Origin of the sequence: Mesorhizobium sp. M0496 (assembly GCF_040321205.1) — a bacterium.
In the GTDB taxonomy this organism is placed as follows: domain Bacteria; phylum Pseudomonadota; class Alphaproteobacteria; order Rhizobiales; family Rhizobiaceae; genus Mesorhizobium.
Genome location: NZ_JAMYRC010000055.1, coordinates 17279 through 40577, shown reverse-complemented (window position 1 = coordinate 40577; position 23299 = coordinate 17279). Strand labels below are relative to the sequence as shown.

At 62.0% G+C, this 23299-nt stretch carries 16 protein-coding genes and 1 pseudogene; 9 read left to right on the top strand and 8 right to left on the bottom strand.

Going from position 1 to position 23299, the window contains the following annotated elements:
- The 6 genes from NKI73_RS29985 to NKI73_RS29960 all read left to right on the top strand — a co-directional run.
- On the top strand, positions 1 to 2206 hold a 2206-nt coding region (locus NKI73_RS29985), incomplete at its 5' end, for a type I secretion C-terminal target domain-containing protein (protein WP_352635221.1).
- 60 nt (positions 2207 to 2266) lie between these two features.
- Positions 2267 to 2638, top strand: a complete 372-nt coding sequence (locus tag NKI73_RS29980) for a hypothetical protein (RefSeq protein ID WP_352635219.1) — start codon at positions 2267 to 2269, stop codon at positions 2636 to 2638.
- A 32-nt stretch (positions 2639 to 2670) separates the two neighbouring features.
- Positions 2671 to 3417 (top strand): lytic transglycosylase domain-containing protein, encoded by a 747-nt coding sequence (locus tag NKI73_RS29975; RefSeq protein WP_352635227.1) that lies wholly within the window; start codon positions 2671 to 2673, stop codon positions 3415 to 3417.
- Positions 3418 to 3504: 87 nt separating this feature from the next.
- Positions 3505 to 4737 (top strand): ABC transporter substrate-binding protein, encoded by a 1233-nt coding sequence (locus tag NKI73_RS29970; protein WP_352635217.1) that lies wholly within the window; start codon positions 3505 to 3507, stop codon positions 4735 to 4737.
- Between the two features lie 33 nt (positions 4738 to 4770).
- Positions 4771 to 5466, top strand: coding sequence for a thermonuclease family protein (locus NKI73_RS29965; RefSeq protein ID WP_352635215.1), 696 nt, complete (start codon positions 4771 to 4773; stop codon positions 5464 to 5466).
- Positions 5467 to 5650: 184 nt separating this feature from the next.
- Positions 5651 to 6403, top strand: coding sequence for a GGDEF domain-containing protein (locus NKI73_RS29960; protein WP_352635213.1), 753 nt, complete (start codon positions 5651 to 5653; stop codon positions 6401 to 6403).
- Between the two features lie 6 nt (positions 6404 to 6409).
- Here the strand turns inward: NKI73_RS29960 and NKI73_RS29955 are convergent, their stop codons facing one another.
- The 5 genes from NKI73_RS29955 to NKI73_RS29935 form a co-directional block, all read right to left on the bottom strand.
- The gene (locus NKI73_RS29955) at positions 6410 to 7936 is read right to left on the bottom strand and encodes an HlyD family type I secretion periplasmic adaptor subunit (RefSeq protein ID WP_352635212.1); all 1527 of its coding nucleotides are present in this window, start codon (positions 7934 to 7936) and stop codon (positions 6410 to 6412) included.
- 4 nt (positions 7937 to 7940) lie between these two features.
- Positions 7941 to 9692, bottom strand: coding sequence for a type I secretion system permease/ATPase (locus NKI73_RS29950; protein ID WP_352635210.1), 1752 nt, complete (start codon positions 9690 to 9692; stop codon positions 7941 to 7943).
- A 73-nt stretch (positions 9693 to 9765) separates the two neighbouring features.
- On the bottom strand, positions 9766 to 13782 hold the full coding sequence (locus tag NKI73_RS29945) for a T1SS-143 repeat domain-containing protein (protein ID WP_352635208.1): 4017 nt from the start codon (positions 13780 to 13782) through the stop codon (positions 9766 to 9768).
- A gap of 337 nt (positions 13783 to 14119) precedes the next feature.
- Positions 14120 to 15469 (bottom strand): HlyD family type I secretion periplasmic adaptor subunit, encoded by a 1350-nt coding sequence (locus tag NKI73_RS29940; protein WP_352635206.1) that lies wholly within the window; start codon positions 15467 to 15469, stop codon positions 14120 to 14122.
- Positions 15466 to 17244: a type I secretion system permease/ATPase gene (locus NKI73_RS29935; RefSeq protein ID WP_352635203.1), complete on the bottom strand. Its 1779-nt coding sequence runs from the start codon at positions 17242 to 17244 to the stop codon at positions 15466 to 15468. Before NKI73_RS29935 ends, NKI73_RS29940 begins: the two co-directional genes overlap by 4 nt.
- Positions 17245 to 17737: 493 nt before the next feature.
- On the opposite strand from NKI73_RS29935, the pseudogene NKI73_RS29930 reads away from it, so the two are divergent.
- Positions 17738 to 17918, top strand: a pseudogene (locus NKI73_RS29930) (IS21-like element helper ATPase IstB); the annotation flags it as partial.
- A gap of 97 nt (positions 17919 to 18015) precedes the next feature.
- On the opposite strand, the gene NKI73_RS29925 reads toward NKI73_RS29930, so the two are convergent.
- Together NKI73_RS29925 and NKI73_RS29920 are read right to left on the bottom strand one after the other, a co-directional pair.
- The gene (locus NKI73_RS29925) at positions 18016 to 18879 is read right to left on the bottom strand and encodes an IS3 family transposase (RefSeq protein WP_352635225.1); all 864 of its coding nucleotides are present in this window, start codon (positions 18877 to 18879) and stop codon (positions 18016 to 18018) included.
- Complete coding sequence (locus NKI73_RS29920) at positions 18858 to 19208, bottom strand: transposase (RefSeq protein WP_352635201.1); 351 nt, start codon at positions 19206 to 19208, stop codon at positions 18858 to 18860. The genes NKI73_RS29925 and NKI73_RS29920 overlap by 22 nt, the downstream gene beginning before the upstream one ends.
- Positions 19209 to 19672: 464 nt before the next feature.
- Here NKI73_RS29920 and NKI73_RS29915 point away from each other — a divergent pair, with 464 nt between their 5' ends.
- The gene (locus NKI73_RS29915) at positions 19673 to 21754 is read left to right on the top strand and encodes a hypothetical protein (RefSeq protein WP_352635199.1); all 2082 of its coding nucleotides are present in this window, start codon (positions 19673 to 19675) and stop codon (positions 21752 to 21754) included.
- Between the two features lie 288 nt (positions 21755 to 22042).
- Complete coding sequence (locus tag NKI73_RS29910; RefSeq protein ID WP_352635197.1) at positions 22043 to 22276, top strand: hypothetical protein; 234 nt, start codon at positions 22043 to 22045, stop codon at positions 22274 to 22276.
- 11 nt (positions 22277 to 22287) lie between these two features.
- On the opposite strand, the gene NKI73_RS29905 is transcribed toward NKI73_RS29910, so the two are convergent.
- Entirely contained in the window at positions 22288 to 22926 is a 639-nt protein-coding gene (locus tag NKI73_RS29905; protein ID WP_352635195.1) for a response regulator transcription factor, read from the bottom strand.
- Positions 22927 to 23299: the final 373 nt, after the last annotated feature.

The following is a 23299-nucleotide window of genomic DNA, read 5'->3' as shown; positions in this document are numbered from 1 at the left end:
GTTCACGGTCACGGCGACGGTGACGGACGCCGACGGCTCCACCGGCACCACCAGCTTCACCGTGGTGATCGATGACGATACGCCGACTGTATCGACCAACCTCGCCGTCCAACTCGACGACGACGCGCTGGCCGGCGGCAACCCCGGTGGAACCGGCGATGTCACTCCCGACACGGCCAATACGACCGGGACGCTGGCGCATAGCTATGGCGCCGATGGCGCCGGCTCGACGCTGCTGACGGGTTCCGGCCTGCCGACCTCGTCGGTGACGGAAGGGGCTTTCTTCCAGACGGTGACCGGCACGCTGCTGACGATCAGCCAGATCCAGAACGGCGTCGCGGTGGCGGTTGTATCGGTGTCGCTGTCGAACACGACGGCTGGCGCCTATACGGTGACCCAGCTGCATGCGATCGACCACCCGGCGGGCGCCAACGAGAACGACGTGGCGTTCACGGTCGGCTACACGACGACCGATCATGACGGCGACACGGCGACGGGCTCGCTGACGATCAATGTCGATGACGACACACCGACGATCAGCAACATCCAAGACGCGATCATGCCGAACGTCAGCAATACCGACGTTCACGGCACCTGGCAGCCGTCCTTTGGAGCGGACGGGCCAAGCCTTACTTCGGCGATCAGCCTTGCTATGGGAGCCGCGCCCTCTGGACTGACCTACATTTTGACTAGCCAGGGGACGAATGGTGCTGGCGATGCCGTAACTCAAGTCGACGTGAAAAGTGGAACGACTACTCTCTATACGTTCTATGAGTATACGCACTACGATCCGGCAACCCATTCGTCCGAGATGTTTGCCTACACGAACCTCACGGATGCGCAGGGAGCTACCGGCGCGAACGAATACTTCACGCTGACTGTCGCGGCAGATGGAACCTACGACTTCCACCTCGTGACGAACAGCCTGCAATCGACCAATACGTTCGACATAACGGGGGTCCATCCGGGCAACGGCAACTACGCGACGATCATCAACAACGTTGGCAGCTTCGGCAACGGTGCGGTCCCAGCCAGCGGCTACGATGTCCTTATCGATGGGTTCAACGCGTCAAACGTCAACGACAACGTATATATGAACAATAACGGGCTGGGGATCGGCAACGGTAACCTGGACACGAACGAGACCCTGACCTTCAAGTTCGCTCTGCTTCAGGATCACGTCTCGATGGCTATCGGGAAAAGCGGAAACGATGCGAATGAGCATTTCTTGGTGACCATCTGGAATGCGGCGCACAATATCTCCGCCACCTGGAACGTGACACAAGCGGATGGCACGCCGCTGATTATCGACGCGGCGCATTGGGGGACCAACGGAACGAATAGCGGGGCGTTCTTCGATTTCAGCGAAGCAGATGTAAAGAACATCTCAAGCGCCAGCGGTGAGGATCCCAAGCTAGTGATCCTGTCGCTTACCTACAACTCGCAGACGATCATTAGCGACACGACGCTGAATTTTGCGCTTGGCATCACCGATCATGATGGCGACTCCGTCACCAGTTCGGACAATCTGTCCGTCTCGCTAGTCGGAACCCATACCGGTTCCGGCTATCAGGAGACGGGTACCACGACTGCGGAGGTAATTGCCGCGAGTTCCGGTGCCGACACGCTCAACGGCGGAACCGGCCCCGGCGACACCGTCGACTACAGCAGCGCGTTGGGCGCGGTCACGATCAATCTGTCAACGCAGACAGTGAGCGGAGCGGGGGCGAGTGGCGACACGATCAGCAACTTCGAGAACGCGATCGGCTCGCATTTCGCAGATACATTGACCGCCAACAACACCGGAAGTGCACTGTGGGGCGGGGGAGGCGACGATACGTTGATTGGCGGCAACGGCAACGACCTGCTGATCGGCGGTCTCGGTCAGGACACGATGACCGGCGGCACAGGCGCCGATACGTTCAAGCTCGATCATCTCGACATCAAGGATCTCATCACCGATTACAATGGTGGCGAGGGTGACAAGATCGACCTGACGGCGTTGTTCGAAACCGGACCAGGGACCAATATTGCCGATTTCGTGAAATATGATGCGCTCTCACACACTCTCAGCGTCGATACGAATGGTACAACCGGCGGCGCCAATTTCGTCGACGTCGCCGTCTTGCAGAACGCACCTGTCGCCGGCACCATCAATCTGATTTACGACGACACGGCGCACGTACAACACACGGCAACGATCTAACGCCATGGCGCACGACCACCTGCCTATGTTATACATCGCTAATATCGAGGGGAGCTCAATATGAAACGTTCTGCAAGACTGCTGGTTTCCGCTGCGACGCTGTTGCTGGCAGTCGGGTCGACGGGTTATGCCGCCGACATCATCGAAGGTCCGACGGGCGACTATTGTCGTGTCGTCGGAACCTCCAACCTGGTGCTGAACGACAACATCGTCGATCTCAGGGAGCAGGTGGTGAAGCTGATGGACGAGTCGGTGGCGGCCGCCAACAGCTCGGAGTGGATCAACTCGTCCCGGCCCGTCTTCGTCTGGGCATCGGAAGCCAAGGTCGCTTGCGGCATGGCTTACGGCTACTTGAAGACGAACTACAAGGACGAAGACACGCTCAACAAATGCGAGTGTTTTCACGATCGCATGGTCGAGTACATGCACTGACCGGATAGGCGAAGCCACGCCTGTTGGCCGTCATGACAGCCGACGGATCATTCCTGAGCGCGATCGCCGGTGCGGTCGCGTTGATCGGCTTTGGCCATGCTGTCACGCCGGCCAGCGCCAACTGGCTGGAACGACCTTCCGTGAAACAGTCCTCCAATCCGGTGCGACCGGTGCACTGTGAGGCTGCCACGCAGTGGACCCGGCAGACATTCAAGGCGTTTGCCAGCTGCCAGGCATCGATCTATGGCCTGGAGCCGCTGCTGGCGCATGCCGTCATGGAGATCGAAAGCGGGTTCGATCCCGACGTGCAGGGCGCCGATGGCGAAGTCGGCCTGATGCAGGTCATGCCGGCGACCGCCAGGATGCTCGGTTTTCGAGGCTCCCTGGACGATCTGAGCGCGCCGGCGACCAACATCGCTCTTGGGGTCAGATATCTTGCGCAGGCCAACAGGCTGGCCGCGGGCGATCTGTGCACCACCGTCATGAAATATCGCGCCGGGCACAATGAAAGCCGGTTCTCGGCCCTGTCAGTCCGCTACTGCCAGCGTGCGCGGGCAATCCTGGCAAGGGACGGCATCGACGTAGCCGGCCCGCTACCAGTGGCCTCCTTCGGCTTTTCCGCATTTTCGCCAGGAGGCGGAGCTCCTGCCCAGGGAAAAAATGTGTGCGTGCGCCGTGTGTTCGTGCCCGGGCCGCGATACATGAAATGCGCCGACTACCGGAGTGCCGGGCAGGCACGACAGGTCAAGGCGCTCAGGGCCAGGCTTTTCGGCGGTTAAAAGAAATGCAGACGGCACAGCAAGTCCGCCGTAACATGACTTGAGGGCCAGACCGGGAAGCCGGCGGCAAATAAGGGTGGAGCATTCATGGAAGCTGGCCGACGCGTCCATTGTCCACGGACATGGGCAATCGCCTTTGCGCTCGCCATGATGGTGTCGGGCTGCCAATCGAAAGACGGCGTTTCCGAAGCGCTCGATCCGGCGGCGATCGCCGCGCCTGCCGGGCAGAATGGCGCCGCTGTTGCCGTACCTGCCGGGCAAAATGGCGCCGCTGTTGCCGGTCCAGTCCAGGCGACCCAGTCGCTGGGCACCGGTTCGACGAAGATCACCATGCTGCTGCCGCTGTCCGCCGCCGGAACGGCAGGCGAAAACGGCAGGAAGATGCTCGATGCCACCAAGCTGGCGATGACGGATATCGGCAATGGATTGCTTACGCTGACGGTAGAGGACACCAGAGGCGACAGCACACTGGCCAGCAAACTGGCGATAACGGCCATAACGACGGGGTCGAAGGCCGTCATCGGCCCGACCGAATTGCCGGCAGCACAGCATATTGCCACGCTGTCGGGATCGACGCGGCCACCGGTCCTGGCGCTTGCCGATAATTTCGCCGGCGGCGCCGGAGTTTATGCCGTGCCGCTTGGCGAAGCGGACAGCGCCGCGGCGGGCGCCGCGGGACTGGCGGCGAAAGGCAGCAAGAAGTTCGTACTGCTTGTCGCGGCGGGCCCAAACGCCGGCGCCGTGGAGAAGCGGGTCGCAAACAGCCTCAGCATCTACGGCGCGACGCTGGCGGTCACCGTGCCGTATTCGGCCGGCGACAGTGGCGCGAAGGCGGTCGACGATATGGGCTCGCTGGTGGAAGCCCCCGACGCCGTCATCGTTGCCAGCGGCGATGGCAGTCCGTCATCCATCCTTGCCGCCCTCAAATCAAAGGGCATTCCGGGAAAGACAATCTCCGTCGTCGGAACGAACCGTTGGCTGGAACACCCGATGGATCCGCTGTTCGCGGGGGCCTATATCGCCACGCTCGATCCAAGTGAAACCGGGCCGATCGCCGACCGTTTCAGGACGACATACAACTATCCGGCCGACGTCAATGTGGCCTACGCCTATGACATGGTTGCGCTGACCGCGGGGATTGCCAGTGCGGTCGGGCCTGATGGCTTCAGCAAGAAAAATCTCGAAAATCCAAACGGGTTTCGTGGATCGACAGGCCTGTTCCGGTTTCGGGCCGACGGATCCAGCGAGCGATCGATGCCGTTCTATCGGATTGAAAAAGGTGCTCTCAAGCTGGTTGCAAAATCGACGTCGGGTTTCTGATCGGCGAGAAGCCTTGAGAACCTGTTCGGGCTGATGGGCAGGTTTGTCCGCAGCCGCCAGCCGATCGGGCTCGGAAGCCTGCTGCTTCTGGCCGGTATCCTGCTGATTGGTCGGGCCGGGGCTTTGCTTTCGGTCGATCGGCCTGTCCTGGCTCCTTCGCAGGACGACACGCAGCCAATCCGACCGGCGGCCACTATCGAGGCACAACGCCGAGAGCCGGCGCGCAAGGTTGCTCAAGACCTCATCGCCCCGCCGCGGCTCGATCCCGCGGAGATCGAACGGGTCGAGCCCCGCCCGCCGCTCAGCGAGCTCGGGCTCGCCGTACCCCCGAAGACGCCGATGCCTGGCGACTGGCGGGAGGTCTTGCTCTACCGCCCGATTGCGACATCGTCGGCGATGTTCGAATCCATGGGCCGGAAGGTGATCATCAGCGGGGTGCAAGGCATCGACCTCGACGGATCCTGCTCGTTTCACGCCGTCACCTGGCCCTGCGGCCAGCGCGCACGCGCCGCTTTCAATTCCTGGCTGAGGGGACGCGCGTTGAAATGTTTCGTGCCGCCGGACGTCGAGCGTTTTGCCATCGCCGCACCGTGCAGCCTGGGCAAGCAGGATGTCGGCGCCTGGCTTGTCTCCAATGGCTGGGCCACGGCGCTGCCGAACGGCCTCTATGGCAAGGCGGAGGCGACAGCCAGGGGTGCGGAGATGGGCATGTTCGGCCCAGCGCAATAGCCGGCCATTCAACCCCTGATACTTGGTTTGTTAACCGTCACGGGCGAAGCTTTCCCCAGGAGCAAGCCATTTCGTCCGCAGCCTTGATGGGGTCATCGCGCAATCGATTAAATTGCAAGGTTCCTTGAAACTGAAATTGCAACACACCGGCCTTATTACCAGCCCATCCACAGGAGATCGGCCAGTGACAAAGATATCGGCGAGCACCACCGTCCCAGCATGGAAAGGCGTCGTTTGGCTGACCTTTCTGGGAACCACGGGAATCCTGGCCCTTTCCGTCGGCCTCAACTATCTGCTGCTTTTCTCGGAGGCGCTGACGCCATTTGGGCGCAGTATGATCACGGCGATCCTGTTGCCGGTTGTCCTTGGCGTTCCGCTTTTTCTGTTCGTCGGATTGAAGCAGATCGAGGTCCGTCACTATCGCCGGGAGCTCGACAAGTCGGCAACTTTCGACACCATGACCGGCTGCCTGAACGGAGCGGTGTTCACGTCGATGGTCGAACGAAGAACAGCAAGGCCGTCGTCGCCAGGGCCGAGATCCGGCGCCTTCCTGGTCATCCATTCGGAACAGCTGCGGTCCATCAACCTGCGCTTTGGCCTTGAATGGGGCGACGAGGCCTTGCGGCTGGTCGCCTCGACCATACGATCGTCGGTGCGCGCGGAGGACCTGGTTGGACGTATAGGGGCTTCTATGTTCGGGGTCTTCCTCTCGGGCGCCACCGAGGCGGAAGCCAGCGAAATCGGCGAGCGTATCCGGTCGCGCATCGCGCAAGTCTATTTCGCACCAAAAGGAACCGAGGATGCGCTGAGCGTCAAGGTCGGCGGCGTGGTGTTCGAAGACGAGGTGGAGTTCGCGGACATGTTCCGCTCCGTCGAGCAGCGCATGGCAATCGTCCAGGACGGAGCCGCGTTCGAACTGACGCATCTCCACAGCTGACAGTCGCTAATGCTCCCTGAAACCGCGATTGAGAGAATCGCGAACTGGCGCCAGCATGTAGTCGAGCAGCGTATGCTCGCCGGTCAGGATCATGACCTCGGCCGGCATGCCGGGCGACAGATGGACGTCATGCAGCTTCCCCAGATCGGCGGTATCGACTTTGACCTTGGCGAGGAAATAGGGTTCTCCTGTCCTCTCGTCCGTTAGCCGGTCCGCCGATACCGAGGTCAGCAGGCCATGGATCTGCGGCAGGTGCCTGGTCGGATAGGCCGACAGCACCACGCGGGCCGGCATGTCCGGATGCACCATGTCGATGTCGGCAGGCTTGATCCTGGAATCGATGACCAGATTGGGCTCATTGGGAACGATATCGAGAAGCGGCTGGCCGCCGGAAATCACCCCGGATTCGGTCGTCACGCGCACGTTCATGACGGTTCCCGCGATCGGTGCGGCAATGTCGGTCCTTGCCAGCACATCCTGGCGTGAAGGCAGAAGGCTGCGCAGCTCGGCCAGGTCGCCCCGCACCTTGGCAAGGTCCTCATTGGCGCTCTCGCTATCTTGCTGGCGCAGGTTGAGCAGCTGCAGCTTGGTCTCGCCGATCTGCTGCTCGTTGCGCGCGACCTGCGACCGGTTCGACGCCTGGTTGGCCCGGATGTCGGCCTGGGCGCGCTGCAGCGCCAGGATTCGCGGCAGGCGCTCCAGTCCCTTCTTGTAGAGCACCGTCGCGGAACCGATCTCCTGGTCGATCAGGCCGAGTTGCTCGCCTTGCGCCGCGATCACCTCCCTCGATCCCGTGATCTGTTCTTCTATCTGCGCTATGCGCTTGTTGAGGATCTGTTCGCGCCCTTCGCGGGTCGCGAGGCGGCTGTCGAGCAGCGCCTGCTCCTCGACAACCACCTTTCGCGCGATCTCGCTGTCGATCGAGGTCAGCTCCTTGGGAAAAATGATCTGGTCTTGCTTGGCAAGCTCCGCGAGCAGGCGCGCCTCGGCGGCCAGCAGGCGGATGTAGCGCCCCTGAAGCTCGTCGTAGCGGCCCTGTGCGTCGGTCGTCTTCATGCTGATCAGGATCTGGCCGGCGCTGACCTTGTCGCCTTCCCGCACATGGATGGCCCCGATGATGCCGCCCTCCAGATGCTGCACGGTCTTGCGGTAGCCCTCCGGGCTGACGACGCCGTTGGCGACGACGGCGCTTGCCAGAAGCGCCACGCTGGACCAGACCGCGATGCCGCCGACAAATCCGATCGCCGAGACGTAGCCCAGTACGCGCGCCGGCCGCGTTCGCTGCTTCAGGTCGCGCTTGCTGGCCCGAAACGCACCGGAACGCCGCCGGACAAGAATTCGGAGCATGGGCAGAAGCAGCGCGGCTGCCGCTGCCGCCACCGCGATGCGTGCAGGCAGGCCCAGCCCCTCGAACCAGCTCGAGGCCGCGCCCGTCAGATCTCCGAGAGCGATGATAAGCTTGTCCACCATGTCGCGCAGGCTGACCATCAGCAGGTCCAGCATCGTCGACAGATCGCCAAATCGATCGTCCATGGGTTCACTCCACTGCCTTCAGCTGCGCCGGCACATTGGCGGCGATCTTGTCCCGTACGGATGCCGGCTGGGCGATGCGTTTGGTCTGACCGGCCAGAGCGCCGAGCACCTCGTCGCGCGTGCCGAACATCGACATGCAGCCGTCCTGGAGCAGGACGACACGATCGGCGGTGCGCAAAAGGTTGGTCTGGTGGCTGATGAGGATAACGGTGCGGCCTCTTTCCTTCAGATGCCGAAGCACGTTGAACAGCGCTATCTCGCCGTCGCCGTCGAGACCGGTGTTCGGCTCGTCGAGCACGACCAGCGCCGGATCGCCGAATAGCGCCCGGGCCAGCGCGATGCGCTGACGTTGGCCGCGCGATATCCGAGCTCCACGTGACCCGACCTCGGTCTGGTAGCCGTTTGGCAGCCGCAGGATCATCTCGTGGATGCCGGCAAGCTGCGCCGCGGCGATGACCGCGCCGCTGTCGACGTCGCGCAGGCGTGCAATGTTTTCGGCGATCGTGCCGGGGAACAGCTCGACCTGCTGCGGCAGATAGCCGATGTGCATGCCCAGCTGGTCGGATGGCCAGCTCGATACCTCCGCACCGTCCAGTCTGACATGGCCGAGCGACGGACGCAGCGTTCCGACAATGAGGCGGCAAAGCGTGGTCTTGCCGGAACCCGACGAACCGATCACGCCGCAGGTCTCGCCCGCCTCGATACTGAAGGCCACCCGGTTCAAGAGGGCCTGCGGCGCACCCGGTGCGTAGTAGTTCAGGTTCTCGAGCCTCAGCCGCCCTTGCGGGCGCGGCAGCTTCACGCAGGCGTTTTGCATCGACCCGGTGTCGGCGAAAAGCCGCGTCAGGTTGCGACGTGCCGTGCGGGCGGTAACCAGGCTGCGCCATGCGCCGATCGAGCGTTCTATCGGCGCCAGCGCCCGGCTCAGCAGGATCGAGGCGGCAATCATCGATCCTGCGGTCAGTTCGCCATGCAGGACAAAATAGGCGCCAAGCCCCAACACGGCCACCTGAAGCGCCAGCCGGATCGAGCGCGACAGGCTGCCGATGGTCGTCGTGCGCCCGAGCAGTTGCGCCTGGACGGTCATCAGCGACTGCTGCCTTTCCTCCCAGCGCCGCAGCGCGGGCTCGGACATGCCGAGTGAGCGCAGCGTCTCGGCGCCATCGATGTATTGACCGGCCGCGACCTGGTTGCGACGCAGCCCCGCCGCCGCTTCCTGACCCCTGTGACGGGTGAGGAAATCATTGGCGAGCGCGCCGCAGAACAAAAGGATCGCTCCGGCAATTCCGACCAGGCCCAATGCCGGATGCAGAAACCACATGAACATTAGGAAGACGGGCGTCCACGGCGCATCGAGAAAGGTCAGCATGCCGTCACCGCCAACGAAACCGCGCAGATCCGACACGTCCTTCAGGCCGGCCTCGACGCCGTTGCCACCCACGAGGCGAGCCTCCATGGCGCGTTCGATCACCGGAACACTCAGCTGGTCGTCGAGCCATTGGCTGATATGCCCGAGGATCATCCGGCGGGCCTGTTCCAGCAGGCCGTAGACGGCGATCGCGCCGATCACCGCCAGAGTTAGCCACTTCAGCGTGTCGATCGACCCGCTCGACAGCACCCGGTCGTAGATCTGCAGCATGTAGACGGTGCTGGCCAGCAGCAGAAGATTGGCCAGCAGGCTGAAGAGGAGCAGGGCGGGCGCCTGGCGCCGTGCCAGATGCATCACCTCCTGGAACTGCGGTCTTGACTGCGTCACGGTAGCCCCCCGGGGTTCAATGCTTTTGGTAGTGTCCGGCCGGGCGCCAGTCTGGCGCCCGGCCGGTGTCGTGTCAGGCAATGCCGTCGTCGAAGATACCGGTGCCGTCGACGCCGACAGAGAAGTTGGCGAACGCATCGGCGGTACCGCCGTCGACGTCGCTGTCGTAGTCGGTGATCTGGACCGCGAAGTCGAACGATTGGTCCGGCGTATCCTGCCCTTGCAGCAGGTTGAAGCCGCCAATGTCGAACTTGCCGGCAACAGCCTCGATGTCGGCCACGTCATGCGGCGCTTCAGTGTCGAACTCGACCGTGTAGTGGGCTCCGAGGCCGGACACCGTGACGCTGTACTGGTTGAAAATGACACCTACCGTGGCGCTGTCGATCAGGTTCACGGGATCCCCAGGATCGGTGTCCGTCCAGCTTTCGATCACCGTGCCGTTCGCGTCGAGCACCCTGACCCCGGTGATGTTGACCGGGTCGGCGTTGGCTATGGGATCCAGGGCGAAGGCGCGGGCCTCTGCATCGGTGTCGACTTGGCCAAGGGCGACGTTGTCAATGTCGTAGGCGAAGATGTCCATCGTCGCCAACGTATTGCCCTGCACCTGCGAGATCTCCACGGACGCAGAGGTCACCTCCGTCGTGCCTTGGAAGCCGATGGTGTCGGCATCGTCGGCCGTTTTCTGCGTCAGCCCGCCCGTGACCCCGGCGATCGAATCGTCGTCGGGATTGTCGAGATAGACGAAGAACGCGCCGTCTCCCGGATCGAACATCTGGTTGCCGATGCCGATCGTCACCGGTCCGCCGCCCTTCGACGTGTTGATGGTGTCGCTGGCGTTGGCGCCGCTGGTGACATAGGTTCCATCGGCCTTGAGGTGCACGTCAGAACCGATCACCAGCAGGGCCGATCCGTCGAGGTCCGCCTTGTCGGCGGCGATGACGCCGAACAGGTTCTGGCCCGATGGCAGGTCGCTGAAGTCGAACGAGGTGAAGGCCGCCGGTGGATCCTCGTGGACGGTGAAGGTGTACTCGCCGCTGCCGTCCTGATCGAGCACGATGTCGTAGACCAGCGTGCCAAGCGTGGCGTCCGAGTAATACTCGATCTTCGTTGCGTCGGCCGAAAGCACCGCCGTGAGGTCCGAGAAAACGTTGGTCGGCGTCGAGTAGTCGGCGAACGTGTAGGTCTTGGTGCCGTCGCCCGACAGGTCGTCGGCGGTGTTCTCGTCGGCGCCGATGATGCCGTTCAGCGAATTGCTGACGAAATCGCCGGCGGCGAAGTCGACTACGCCGCTCAAGATCTGCGCGCTGATCACCGGCACGTCGTTTTCGACATTGATGACGAAGGCATTGACGTCAGGCGTCACCGCGTCGCCGTCGGCATCCGTCGCCACCAGCACCGACGATAGGTCGAGCGCCAGAAGAGCGTCGTCGCCGCTGGCGGCTGCGTGGTCGATCTGGTCCTGAAGGTCGAACGTGTAGCCGCCGGTTGCGGCCAGCGCCAGCGTGAACACGATGCGCTCGTCGGCTCCGCCGTCATCGGCGGTGGCGGTCAGCAGATCGCCGGTCAAGTTGACTTCATAGGTAACTGCGTCGCCCTTCGAGGTCAGGCTCTGCAGGCCGGACGTGTCGGCCGACAGGCTGAAGGTCACCGGTTCGTCGGCGCCGGACGTCACCAGTGACGCCACCGATCCGCTGGCCTCGTCCTGGTTGGGCGTGGCGTCCTCGTCGATGCCGTCGGAGGAATCGCCGTCCGCGAGCTTGAGGTCGTCCTCCTGCACCGTTGCCGATACCGTCTCACCCGACGCCACCGGCACGTCGTTCTCGACGTTGATGACGAAGGCTTCGGCATCTGGCGTCACGGTGTCGCCGTCGGCATCGGTTGCCACCAGCACCGACGACAGGTCGATCGCCAGGATACCGGCATCGCCGCTGGCGGTTGCGTGGTCGAGCTGATCTTGCAGGTCGAAGGTGTAGTCGCCGTTGGCGGCCAGCGTCAGCGTGAACACGATGCGCTCGTCGGCTCCGCCATCATCGGCGGTGGCGGTCAGCAGATCGCCCACGACGCTGTAGGTAACGGCGTCGCCGTTCGAGGTCAGGCTCTGCAGGCTGGACGTGTCGGCCGACAGACTGAAGGTCACCGGCTCGTCGGCGCCGGACGTCACCAGTGATGCCACCGATCCGCTGGCCTCGTCCTGGTTGGGCGTGGCGTCCTCGTCGATGCCGTCGGAAGAATCGCCGTCTGCGACCTTGAGGTCGTCCTCCTGCACGGTTGCCGACACCGTCTCTTCCGACGCCACCGGCACGTCGTTCTCGACGTTGATGACGAAGGCTTCGGCATCTGGCGTCACCGTGTCGCCGTCGGCATCTGTTGCCACCAGCACCGACGACAGGTCGATCGCCAGGATACCGGCATCGCCGCTGGCGGTTGCGTGGTCGAGCTGGTCTTGCAGGTCGAAGGTGTAGTCGCCGTTGGCGGCCAGCGTCAGCGTGAACACGATGCGCTCGTCGGCTCCGCCATCATCGGCGGTGGCGGTCAGCAGATCGCCCACGACGCTGTAGGTGACGGCGTCGCCGTTCGAGGTCAGGCTCTGCAGGCCGGACGTGTCGGCCGACAGACTGAAGGTCACCGGCGCGTCGGTGCCGGACGTCACCAGTGATGCCACCGATCCGCTGGCCTCGTCCTGGTTGGGTGTCGCGTCCTCGTCGATGCCATCGGAGGAATCGCCGTCCGCGACCTTGAGGTCGTCCTCCTGCACCGTTGCCGATACCGTCTCTTCCGTCGCCGTCGGGCCGTCGTCCTCGAAACGGATCTTGTCACCGATATCGAAATGCTCGACCACGCCTTGCGTCAATCCGAACTGGCCGATGTCGAATTTGCCCTCGACGTCCTCGACGAGGACCTGGTTGTGATCGGTCGCGGTCGTCCATTCGACCTTGTCGCCGGCGCCGAGCCCCGCGATCTCGACCTTGTCGTTGACGCCGTCCAGGTTCGAAACCGTGATGCCGTCCTGGGTGCCGTCGGCGTTGAAGGTGTAAACGGTCCCGCCGACGGTCACCGTAATGGACGTGATATCGATCACGCTGCCGGTTCCGAGCGCGGTGTCGAAATCGGCGCCGTCGGCGTTGGGAGCCAGAAAGGCTTCGATCGTCAGCGTTGCGTCCGTATTGCCCTGGATTTGCGAAATGACGAGGAAGCCGCCGGTGACATCCAGCGTATCGCCGAACTGCACGTTGTCGAGATCGTCCGCTTCATTCTGGTCGAGGCCGCCGACAACGCCCGATAGAAAGTTGGGGTCCGGATCGGTGACATAGGTGAAGTAGGCGCCTTCACCTTCATCGAACATCTGGTTGTTGATGCCGATCGTTACGGTGCCGCCGCCTTGCGACGTATTTATCGTGTCGCTGGTATTGGTGAAGGTGTTGTCGGCCTTCAGGTCGATATCGCGACCGATGACCACGATGGCAGCGTCGGCGTCGCCGACCGTGCCGAACAGATTTTGCCCGGAGGGCAGAGTGTCGAAATTGAAGACCTTCGGCGAAGTTATCGCAACATCGATAAGGCCGGTGAGATCGACGGGGTCGTCGGGATTGTTCGTATCGGGATTGTCGATGGCTTCGAACTGGACCATGGAGATGTTGACGTCCGATCCGCTGGTCGTGATGTAGACCGCAAAGACCACGTCTCCCGACGCGTCGACGCCAAACACCAGGTTGTCGCCAAGACCGCTGGCGCTGTCGATGCACAGGTAGATCGCCTCGCCGTCGAGCGTCGTGAAACTGGTTGCAATGTCGGTGGGCGGGGCACCGCTGCCCACGACGTAGACCGGCAGCGAACTGCCGTCATCCTGGACGAATCCTTCCAGGGTGGAGCCGCCGCTCAGCGTGGCCACGGTATTGGTCGCCGCGCCGTTCGTGCCGCTGAAGGTGCTGCTCAGCCCGAGGTCGGTGAAGAGACGGGTGGAGAATGTGGCATCCAATGACGCCACAAGGATATCGTTGTCGTTGTTGTCTTCGGTACCGACCGGGACACCGCTGTTCTGCAGCCCGGAAGATTCGTCCAGTGTGACGGAATCGGTGATGATAATTGCCATGATCGTTGTCCCCTTGGGGTTAGATTCTAACGATCCGCACATCCGATAACCCCGGGGTGCATCTGCCAGAGTGCACTCCGGTCGCGGCCTGGATGAGCGGCCCTCATACGCCATTATGTCGCCAGCGAAGAGGACGCGTCCATTCTCAGTTCGATAGTATTGGGGTCAATGCCCGTACCTGATCGAACGATATACATCCTTCGATAGATCAGGCCGCGACAGGCGCTCGGGGTGGCCGCGGCGCGGTCTTGGCTGCGTCGCGGAAGGCCCCGTGCGATGTTTTCGGTTGTGCCCGGTCGGCGCCCAGACTGGCGCCCGGCCGCTGGGCGGCCTACGGTTATTTTTCCCGCATTGCTCGGCGGAAGTTCTGCGTGATCGGCTCGGCGAGGTAGGAAAGCACGGTGCGAGCACCCGTCCGGATCATCGCCTCGCTCGACATGCCGGGCAGCAGCTTGCGGCCCTCCAGCTTGGCGAGTTCGCTCTTGTCGATCAACACGGTCGCGGCGAAATAGGGTGCCCCGCTGCGCTCCTCCACCATGCGGTCAGCCGACACGATCTCCACGACGCCCTCGAGCGGCGGCAGGTTGTAGCGGGCAAAGGCCGGGAAGCTGACGCGCGCGGGCTGTCCGGGGGCGATCGTCTCGACATCCTCTGGTTTGACCATGGCCTCGACCACGAGTTGCTGTCCGAGCGGCACGACGGTCATCAGTGTCTCACCGGGTTTCACGACACCGCCGGCCGTGTGGACCTTCAGGTCCATGACGATGCCATCAACCGGTGCGACGACATCGGTGCGGGTAAGCACGTCCCTGGCGGAGCGCTCCTGCTGTCCGAGGTCGAACAACTCCGCCTCCACCTTGCTCAGCTCGTCGACGGCCTCTTTCAGCCGCACTGTGCCGAGGTTCAGGATCTGCATGTCAATCTCGGCCATGGCGCTTCCGGCACGGGCGATTGCCGCGACATTGGTGGCGCGCTCGCCCTCGATCTCGCGCTGTTGGCGTCTGAGCAACAGGTTCCGCTCGCGGGTGGTCAGCCCCTTCTTGAGCAGGCTCTCAAGGTCTTTGCTTTCACCCTCGATCGCCTCGATCTGCTTGTCCTCGGTGACGATGAGCTCCTCCAGCCCCTTTACCTCATCCTCGGTCTGGTGACGGCGCTGGCCGAGAATTTCCCGCTCGTCGGTCAAGTTGTGGTGCTTCGCCGCGAACACGTCACGCTGTGCGGCCACCGCATCCTTCGCGGCGGTGGCGGGGTTTGCGAGCAACGCCGGATCAAACTCGATCTCGGCCTTGCCGTCGCGCTCGGCCCTGAGACGCGCGGCCAGCGCCTCACGCGTCGCTATCCGGTTCTGGAACAGGTCGAGCTGCGCCTTTGCCTGTGTGTCGTCGAGTCGGACGAGGACCTTGCCCGCCTTGACAATATCACCGTTGGCGGCGTTCAACTCCGCGATGATGCCGCCCTCGAGATGCTGGATGAGCTTGCGGTCGCCGGCGACCTTGACAATGCCCGGTGCCACTGCGGCGCTGTCCAACGGTGCCAGGGCTGCCCAGCCCCCGGCGACGCCGAAGAACAGGAACATGATCGCGAACCCGGTGAACGTCACGCCGGCCAGACGCAGGGGTACCGGTTCCAGGAGGGAGGGCGGCGCGACGGGTAATGGCACGACGTTCAATGCTGAAGACCGGGTCATGCTTCTTTGACCTCTTCGATTTCTTTGACTTCCTTGACCAGTTCGAGGGTTGGCAGTTGGGCTGCCTTTGGCATCTGGCTAACCTTGCGGGCGCGGTTGGCGAGTTCGTTGAACACGGCATCGCGCGGCCCAAACAGGTCCTGAGCGCCGTGGTTAAGCACCAGCACCTTGTCAACTTTTTCCAAAATGCTTGGCCGGTGCGAGATCAAGATCAGGGTCGTACCTGCCGCCTTGAGCCCACCGATGACTGTAGCCAGTGCTTGCTCTCCCTCGTGGTCGAGATTGGAGTTAGGCTCGTCGAGGACAAGGAACGCTGGGTCGCCGTAGAGTGCTCGCGCCAGCCCGATGCGCTGGCGTTGCCCCCCGGACAGTGCCGCACCACCTTCCCCGATCTCGGTGGCGTAGCCCTTCGGCAATCCCTTGATCAGTTCATGGACGCCGGCCAACTCCGCGGCCTTGACCACATTGTTGAAAACCGCAGGGTTGAGCGACGCAAAACGGGCGATATTCTCGGAGACGGTGCCGGCGAAGAGCTCGATGTCCTGGGGCAAATAACCGACGTGTCGTCCCCTGTCCTCGGCCGCCCATTCGACAACGCTCATGCCGTCAAGCAACGCGCGACCACCGGATGGGCGCCAGGCTCCGACCAGGATTCGCGCCAGACTTGTCTTGCCGGCGCCGCTCGGGCCGATCAACGCCATCGCTTCACCGGGCTTGAGCTGGAAGCTGACGCCTTTCAGAATGTGCTCGCCACCCTGACGGGCAAGCACAAGGTTATCAGCCTCAAACCTGCCTTTCGGTCGTGGCAGCGGCAGAACTGGCGTGGCCTCCGGGCGCTGTCCGGCGACCGCGGTGAGACGCCGGTAAGCGGCACGCGCTCCGACCGTCGCTTTCCACGTGGCGATCGCTTGCTCGACAGGGGCCAACGCACGGCCCATCAGGATTGAGGCGGCGATCATGATACCGGGTGAAGCCTCGTTGCGAAGTACCAGATAAGCGCCGAGGCCGAGGATGGCCATCTGCAGGGCCAGGCGGTGGCATCGTGCGATGGCCGCAATGACGCCGCCCCGGTTGGCGGCAAGAACTTGTCCTTTATTTGCCTCGTCCTGATGCGCCTTCCAACCCTCCAGCAGGGGCTTCAACATGCCCATCGCCTGGACGACTTCGGCATTGCGGATCGCCGCCTCAGCCTGCACGTATGCCCGCGACTGAGCGCTTGTGGCCTCCGTCAACGGTTTGCGTGTGATGTATTCGTTCAGCAAAGCGAGTGCGAACAGCACAAGCCCGCCGCAGAGTGCCAACCAGCCCAGCCAAGGGTGCATGAGGAAGATGGCGGCGAAGAAGATCGGTGCCCAAGGCGCGTCGAGGATCGGGAAGATGCTCGGGCTGGTCAAGAAATTTCGCACCTGGTCGAGGTCGCGCAGTGGTCGCGCGTTAACCTGGCCTGGGGCAGAAGCGGCGTATTCCACCGATGCGGTCAGGAGGACTGGGCCCAACCGTGCGTTCATCCATGACCCGACCTTGGCCAACAGACGCCCGCGCACAACTTCCAACCCCGCGAGTGTCCCGAGCGCCGCCAGCGCCATCAGCGACAGCATCACCAGCGTCTCCAGACTATGGCTGCCGAGTACGCGGTGGTAGACCTGGAGCATGTAAAACGCCCCGGTCAGCATCAGCACGTTGATGCCGCCGCTGAACCAGATAAGCGGTCGGATGGCGCGTTTGGCCTCTTTCATCACCACCTGCAGGGCAGAGGGCTGTTGCTTGGTTTTCATCGTTATTTCTCTGGTGTGCGGAATGACATCCGGCGCGAGGGATTGCAGTGGGGACAGCCATGAGCTGCTATGGTGAGTGCCATCGAGATTCCCCCTTTTTTTGGAACGCATCAAGAAAAGGGGTTCCCCATCCCCAGATGCCCTACCCGAATGCATCCGCTGGCGCGCTGACGCCCTGAATTGCGGCCTTTGATCCTCGATTGTGTCGCCGCCGAAGAGGACGCGTCCATTCCCGGTTCGATAGTATTGAGGTCAATGTCCGCACCTGATCGAACGATATATATCTTTCGATAGATCAGGCCGCCGCAGACGCTGCGGCGGGTATCACGGCCGATGCCATCACGCGGCTTTCCGGCCCGTGCCGGCCTCATGTCGATGCCAAGTGCTGATGTCAGAGGAGGCCGGCCCCTGGATGGTCGAGGCCCTTTGCGCCATCCAGGCCAGTTCCGCCCGGCTGCCGAGGTGCAGCTTCTCGTAGACGTGATACAGGTGCAACGTCGTCGATCTGCTCAACCAGCTCAAGACCGAGCGTCGCGCCGGTAAGCAGGGCCGCATCGCCGACTATCTCACCCGCCTCGGCTTCGTCGTCCTCGATGAACTCGGATCGTCTCACGCATCACTGTGAGATCATCGAGACTGGCAATGAGTCCGGGCGCTTCAAGAACCGCGCCTGATCAACCCAACACGTCCAAGCTCATCCGCGCTCGCGGGCTGCAACCCGATCAGCTCCGCCCGGCGAGCGCTAAGCGAAGTGCCCTACATAGAGGGGGGTCAAAATTGGACGCCGATCTGGAGTGCGCCCCTCGGACCGGACAGGTCAAGCCGCAGTTTTGACCATCTGCCGGGCGTGTTGGTCCTCGAACTGTTGCGGGCTGAGATAGCCGAGCGCTGAGTGCAATCGGCGGGTGTTGTAAACCTCATCAATGAAGCGGGGAAGTCCTCAGCGACGTCGGCGAAGGTTTCGTAGGCCATCGGATAGACGGCTTCGACCTTCATCGTCTTCATGAAGCTTTCCGCTTTCGCATTATCGTAGGGATTGCCGCGCCGGCCCATCGATCCAATAAGATCGTGCTCGGCGAGAACGTTGCGGTAGAGGAGTGCGGCATATTGCGAGCCTCGGTCCGAGTGATGGACGCAGCCCGGCGGGGTTTTTCGTCGTTCGATTGCCGCTTTCAATGCTGCAACGGTCAAGCGCGCGTCGATCGACCGACCGATGGCGTAACCAACGACCTTGCGTGACCAGGCATCCAAAATGACCGCGACGTAGACGAAGCCCGCCGCAATCGTCACGTATGTTATGTCGCTCACCCAGAGCTGGTTCGGGCCGTCGGGTGTCACGTTCTTCGCCAGGTTCGGGAAGATCGGCAACTCGTGATCGCTGTCCGTAGTGGCGATGAAGCGCCGCCTGATCCTGGGCTGCAGATCGTGCTCGCGCATCAACCGTCTGACCTTCTTGTGGTTGACGACGATGCCGCGCTGCCGCAGCGCCGCCTGCATGCGGCGATAGCCGTAAGCTTCGAAGCTGTCGGAGATCTCACCCATCGTCTCGACGAGCGCTGTGTCATCCACGGCGGTTTCGGGCTGATCGTAGTAGGTTGATCGCGCGATCCCCATCAGCCGGCATCCTTCAGCGATGGAGACACCGCCGGGCCGGTGATCACGGATGTAGTCCCGCTTCTCGGACGTAGTGCGCTTTTCAGAGCCCCCTTTAGAAACTCAATTTCCAAGGCTTGCCGGCCTACCAGCCGCTCCAGCGCTGCGATCCGCGCCTCATAGGTCTGCATCGTGTCGGCCGCCGCCACGTCTTCGTCGAAGGAGCCGGCCTCGTATTTCTGAACCCAGATGCGGATCAGGTTACGCGGCAGTTCGTGCCGCTTGGCGAGACCATGCAGCGTCTCGCCGGACAGGAACTCCTGCACTACCTGACGTTTGAACTCGATGCTGTGCGTGCGATAAGTCACCATGGGCTTCCATCCTTCGAAAGCCCGGCTTCCAAGTCAATTCTGCTTGTGCATCCTGTCCGGTCCGAGGGGCGCACTCCAATCGGGGGTAAGTTTTGCAAGGCGTTTGACACGTACGGTTGGCGCCGACGCGAGCATTCACTACGGCGCTTCTCCGCCAGGTCAATATTCCCAGTTATATTGACGACAGCGATCTATCGAAAACGATATATATCGTTCGATATAGATCATAATACTACCAGACGGAAAGTTGACTTGCCATCCTTAGGCTGCGCCCAATGGCCCCCCTGAGCAGCTGGGGTTTGTTAGCATTTCAAGTGATGGCGGACGGGCAATCGTAGTTTTCTACGCCTCCGGAACTTACGCACGTCAAGGCGTGCTCTGTTCCGGTTCTCGAAATCCACCATTTTCGGCGCGCCCTGACCTCTGACCCTGGGGACAGCTCGATCACAATTGGGAGGAAGATTATGACCACTATTACCGGCACAAATCTCGTTCTCGACGAGCAAATCGACGTACAGACTGTCACCGATGATAATGATATCATCCTGGACGCGACGCTGCTCGCCCATCTCGTCAATGATCTCGGCGTCGACATCAGTGATACCGACCCCGCGACAGGCTTCCCGCAGGTGGCCGTCAACAGCGCCCTCCTTGACACAACCGGAGCGACCGATCTGGCGCTGTCGACCACTGGCGGCTCGAGCGGCCTCTTTACCGTGGGCGGTGTTGAAATCTTCCTCTACAACGAGGGCGGCATCATTTATGGGCGCGAGGCCGACGCGAATGGCGACGCCGACCCGGCGGGCGCCCTGGCATTCGCGGTTGCGCTTGACTTGACCGACGGCGTGTCATCGGCGCAGGTTTACCTCATTCAATACGAACCGCTGCACCACCTCAATCCGGACGCTGTTGACGACGGCGACATCCTATCGTTTGCCGAGGGCAAGATCACACTGGATGTAACGACTACCGAACTCGTAACGACGTTCCAGACACTCGACTTCGCGTCGATCCCGTCAGGTAGCCCGCAGGAGACACTAACGGTTGCGACAGCCGATCCCACTGACAATCACAGCGCCAAGTTTGATGGGCTCATCTTCCCGAGCGGGACGGTGGTTGATCCAACGACAGTCCCAACCAACTCCGGAACCAATGATGATCTGAACCCCGACGCCGTCGGCTTCGGTGTGAAGGGCGGCCAAGCCTCCCAGTTGAATCAAAATGAGGGCTTCTTCGTTCAAGACGCGGCCTGGACCTCCTCTGATCCGGATGCGAACGAGATCGGCGGCATTAGATTCGACGTCCAGGGCATAGGCGGGGTGAAGAGCGTTAACATCGAGTGGTGGACTGTCGATAATGGAGCAGTAGTTGAACACGGCGCCGACACAGTAAGCTTGCCTAAAGGCAGCGCCGTCTATGAGAATTATACCATCGAAACGGCGGATAGCGTCGACCAAATCTACGTTCGATTTACCTACGACACGAAGCAAAGCACGTCCGGCGTGCGCATTGAGAACCTCGAAGTCGCGTTCCCATCAACGACCGAGGTGCCAGTCGTCAACCCCGAGGATCTCGGGACGCACCTCGTGTTCGAGGACGCCGGGCCGACGTTCACCGGCATCACTGGTGATGGCACGGACTTCCAGGTCGGATTGGCCGCCGGTCAACAGGACACAGGGACGTTCGACCTTACTCCCGGAGCCGACGGCTCACACGTCACCATCACCGGTTACACCGATCTCGGTGGCGATGACATCGAAGAGATTCTCAGCATCGACGGAACCACGCTGACGTACTACGACGTTGCCGCCGATCAGAACCTCTACCAACTGAGCGTGACGGATTCGGGGTACACTTTCGACGTGCTCTTCACACCCCACGGTGAGCAGTCCGACCTCGACTTCAATGCGGTCAAGTCGGGCGGTCCCCAGGAGACCTTGACGGTACCCACGGCGGACAACACCGGCAGCATCGTCTTTGACGGCCTGATCTTCAACGCTACGCCCGCAGCGGACGCGACCGAGTCAGCCTTTGCGCCGTTCAACGCTGCTCCTCTGGGAGGCCCGACCGTTGCGGCTGACGACCTTAACCCCGATGCAGTTGGATTCGGGGTGAAAGGCGGTCAGGCGTCGCAGATCAATAACAACGAGGGCTTCACCTTCTCTACTTTGGACGGGTCTGACATCAACAATCTAACCTTTGCGGTCGCAGGGATTGGAAACATCAACACCATCACAGTAGAATCGTGGCTTTACGACGGTGGCGGTAATCTGATTGATCACAATACCGACGACGTTATTGGCTTGCGCTCGGGTAATCAGACCGTGACCATCAACGACGATGGTGGTCAAGCCTTCGACACGGCCTACGTTCAGTTCCACCTCAACGGTGCCAACTCGGGTGTTCGCGTCCTCGACTTCTCGACGAGCATCGAGGGTCCGGTTCCCGATCAGTTGTTCGAGTTCACGCTGGCAAACACCGACCTCGACGGGGATGCTGCTACGCAACCACTGAGCATCCTCGCAAGCCAGGACTTCATTGTTTAATGGCGTCCTCGTAGCCTACAAGAGCTTCAACGCCTGCGATCCGGTCCCCCTTTGGGGACCGGTCGTTCAAGACACCAAGGCCCTTGACTAAAACCAGGCGACGCGCAAAGCGGCGGCTTGCAGTGCCCACCTATGATGCTGTGGACGGCTCTCCAACTAATCGTCCAGCCTGTTTGGCTGAAGCCCCAAGCCAATCTCCCAGGGCCGGTTATCAGGCGGGTTTGACCGAGAGCAGGCGGTCGGTTGTAATGATCGATACGAAGATCGCATCAATCGAAGCGGACCCCGGTGGTCAACTGGTTCGATCGGGTATGCGCCAGCCTGGAAGGGAACCTCCAGCGAAGTGCCGAGAGTCAGGAGATATTGCAGCGTGAGATTCGTGTCCAGGGACGCATCAATATCGTCGTCTGTACTGCCGGCGGACTCGATCAGGCCGGCGCAGGCGCTGCGGCGGGTACCACGGCCGACGCCATCACGCGGCTTTCCGGCGCCCGTTGCCGGTTTCATGTCGATGCCAGTTGAAAGTGCTGGTGTCAGAGGAGGCCGGTTCCTGGATGGTCGAGGCCTTTGCCATGCGCCGCCCAGGCCAGTTCCGCCCGGCCGCCGAGATGCAGCTTTTCATAGACGTGATGCAGGTGCATCTTCACCGTGCCTTCGGATACGTGCAGCCGCTGCGCGATGGCCTTGTTGCGTAACCCGCGCGAGACGAGATCGGCGATCTCGGTCTCCCGCCCGGTCAGCCTGGACATCGGCTGGTGCCGCGTTTCCGGCGTCAGCAGTTGCTGGACGATCTTGTTGTCGATCCACTTCTTGCCTGCCGCCACCGCGCTCACGCATTCGATGAGATAGCGGTGGCTGATGCCGTCCAGCATCAGACCGTCGCTGTCGAGCGCCTGTATTTCCTTGATGCCGAGCCGGCCGGCTGGCTGGACGATGAAGATGATGCCGAGAGCGCTGTTGCAGGCCTTCAGCCGGGAGGAAAGCCCTGATGTCTGCGGGTCCGCGATATCCAGGCCGACGATGACGATATCAGGCCGATGGCGCTCCACATGAGGGAGAACGTCGACAAGGCGGCGGCACTGGGCGACAACATCGTGTCCAGCCTTCTGCAACACCCACTCCAGACCGGCGAGATACACCCCCCGCGGGTCGGCGACAACCAAAGTCGACATACCAACACCGTCCGACCAACACCGTTCGAAAAAACGCAACGAACTTGGTTAAACACCCGTTAAATCACGAAACCAGAGCTCATGCGTATTGTCAAGTAAACACTAATATAGCGACTGCTATAATAAAGACCTTAGGCTTTCAGGCCGATCGGCGCGGGAACCCGCACGGCAGTGAGTTCGGCTGACGCTGCCGGATGGCACTCGCAAACCTTGTCAGTATCGCGTCATGATGAGCAGGACGCGATACTGGAGATCAACCTTAGCGGTTTGCGATATGGCACGACACGAAGGGAGCAGGTTTGCTGCCCCTCAGTTCGCGTAACATCACGATATTGAAAGAAATTTGGTAGCGGGAGAGCGCTACCGCCTTTCC